Raw genomic sequence first — 2,715 nt, 5'->3', positions numbered from 1 at the left:
GGGGTGCTCATGGGTGGAACACTGCGAAACTTCTGCACTGGCGTATCACTTCAGGGTGCTCGTGGATGGAGTGTCCTTGTGGTGGTGTGTGGGTGTGGGCAGGCACGCTGTTGGGTTGTGGGGGAACAGGCCCACACGCTCGTAGGGGTGTGTGGTGGTTCTTCTTCCACCGCCGTGGATTATGGTCTCTGTTTGTGGGGGTTGTGGTCTGGGTGTGTGGTGGTTGTTGTTGATTTGTGAATAGTGGACGCGAGCATCTGGCAATCACGCGCATGTTTGTGTGTGGTTGTTGTGATTTTGTTTGATTTTGTGTTTCTTGTGTTATTCGTCTTGCCACCCTGCAGCATGTACGACTGGTTGGTTGTGTGTGTCCTGTGTGGGGTGGTGAGTGTTCAAGGGCGCATGGTGGATGCCTTGGCATCAAGGGCCGATGAAGGACGCGGTAATCTGCGATAAGCCTCGGGGAGTTGGTAAACGAGCTGTGATCCGAGGGTGTCCGAATGGGGAAACCTCGCTGCGTGTTGTGCGTAGTGACCACGGGGTGAATGTATAGCCTTGGTGGGGGTGACGTGGGGAAGTGAAACATCTTAGTACCCATAGGAAGAGAAAATAAGAATGATTCTGTTAGTAGTGGCGAGCGAACGCGGAAGAGCCTAAACCGTGTGTGTGTCAAGCGTGCTGGTTTTGCATGCGCGGTGTTGTGGGGCCGATCGTCTCAGTTCAGCATGGCTGGGGCATGGATGCAGTGTGGTAGGTGAACAGGTTGGGAAGCCTGACCGGAGTGGGTGAGAGTCCCGTAGCTGAAACCGCAGTGGTCTGTGTGTGTTGGTGCCCGAGTAGCACGGTACTCGTGGAATGTCGTGTGAATCTGCCAGGACCACCTGGTAAGGCTAAATACTCTTGGTGACCGATAGCGGATAGTACCGTGAGGGAATGGTGAAAAGTACCCCGGGAGGGGAGTGAAAGAGTACCTGAAACCGTGTGCCTACAATCCGTCAGAGCCCTCGTGTGGGGTGATGGCGTGCCTTTTGAAGAATGAGCCTGCGAGTTAGTGGCATGTGGCGAGGTTAACCCGTGTGGGGAAGCCGTAGCGAAAGCGAGTCCGAATAGGGCGTGTGAGTCGTGTGTCCTAGACCCGAAGCGGAGTGATCTAGCCATGGGCAGGGTGAAGCGCCGGTAAGACGGCGTGGAGGCCCGAACCCACCTAGGTTGAAAACTGGGGGGATGATCTGTGGTTAGGGGTGAAAGGCCAATCAAACTCTGTGATAGCTGGTTCTCCCCGAAATGCATTTAGGTGCAGCGTTGCGTGGTGCTTTGCGGAGGTAGAGCGACTGGATGACTGATGGGCCCGCGAGGGTTACTGACGTCAGCTAAACTCCGAATGCCGTGAAGTCAGCGTGGCAGTGAGACTGCGGGGGATAAGCTTCGTAGTCGAGAGGGAAACAGCCCAGACCATCAACTAAGGTCCCTAAGCGTGTGCTCAGTGGAAAAGGATGTGGAGTTGCAGTGACAACCAGGAGGTTGGCTTAGAAGCAGCCACCCTTGAAAGAGTGCGTAATAGCTCACTGGTCAAGTGATTCCGCGCCGATAATGTAGCGGGGCTTAAGCACACCACCGAAGTTGTGGCAAAAACATGTTCAACCGATAACTCGGGTGTTTTTGGGTAGGGGAGCGTCGTGTGGCCGGTGAAGCTGCGAAGTGATTCAGTGGTGGAGGCTATGCGAGTGAGAATGCAGGCATGAGTAGCGAAAGACGGGTGAGAAACCCGTCCGCCGAATGACCAAGGGTTCCAGGGCTAGGTTAATCCGCCCTGGGTTAGTCGGGACCTAAGGCGAGGCCGACAGGCGTAGTCGATGGACAACGGGTTGATATTCCCGTACCAGTGAAGAACCGTCCATACCGAAGAATCTGATACTAACCAGTGCCCCACCCGCATCATGCTCCTTTGGAGTGTGTGTGGTGTGTGGTGGTGGGACCTGAGGGTTTTGTAGGTAAGCGTGGTAACAGGTGTGACGCAGGAAGGTAGCCGGGCCGTGCGATGGTTGTCGCGGTCTAAGGTTGTAGGCCGTGTGGTTGGCAAATCCGCCACACATGAGGGCTGAGAGCTGATGGGCGCCCCACAATGGTGGGGTGATCCGGTGATCCTCTGCTGCCAAGAAAAGCATCGACGTGAGGTTCAAACTGCCCGTACCCTAAACCGACTCAGGTGGTCAGGTAGAGAATACCAAGGCGATCGAGATAATCGTGGTTAAGGAACTCGGCAAAATGCCCCCGTAACTTTGGAAGAAGGGGGACCACCCTGGTGAACAACCCTGGCGGTTGGATGTGCTGGTGGTGGTCGCAGAGGCCAGAGAGAAGCGACTGTTTACTAAAAACACAGGTCCGTGCGAAGACGTAAGTCGATGTATACGGACTGACGCCTGCCCGGTGCTGGAAGGTTAAGAGGATCTGTTAGAACTTGGTTCGAAGCGGAGAATTTAAGCCCCAGTAAACGGCGGTGGTAACTATAACCATCCTAAGGTAGCGAAATTCCTTGTCGGGTAAGTTCCGACCTGCACGAATGGCGTAACGACTTCTCTGCTGTCTCAACCGCGAACTCGGCGAAATTGCATTACGAGTAAAGATGCTCGTTACGCGCAGCAGGACGGAAAGACCCCGAGACCTTCACTATAGTTTGGTATTGGTGTTCGGTGTGGCTTGTGTAGGATAGGTGGG

General features: G+C 54.8%; 1 rRNA gene. It reads left to right on the top strand.

Annotation, left to right across the window (positions count from 1 at the left end):
* Positions 1 to 382: 382 nt before the first annotated feature.
* Positions 383 to 2,715, top strand: a 23S ribosomal RNA gene (locus tag HMPREF3162_RS00005); the annotation flags it as partial.

It is taken from the genome of Brevibacterium sp. HMSC07C04 (genome assembly GCF_001815905.1).
Taxonomy (GTDB): Bacteria; Actinomycetota; Actinomycetes; order Actinomycetales; family Brevibacteriaceae; genus Brevibacterium.
Note: the sequence above shows the minus strand (reverse complement) of the source record. Positions and strands in the feature narration are given on the sequence as shown.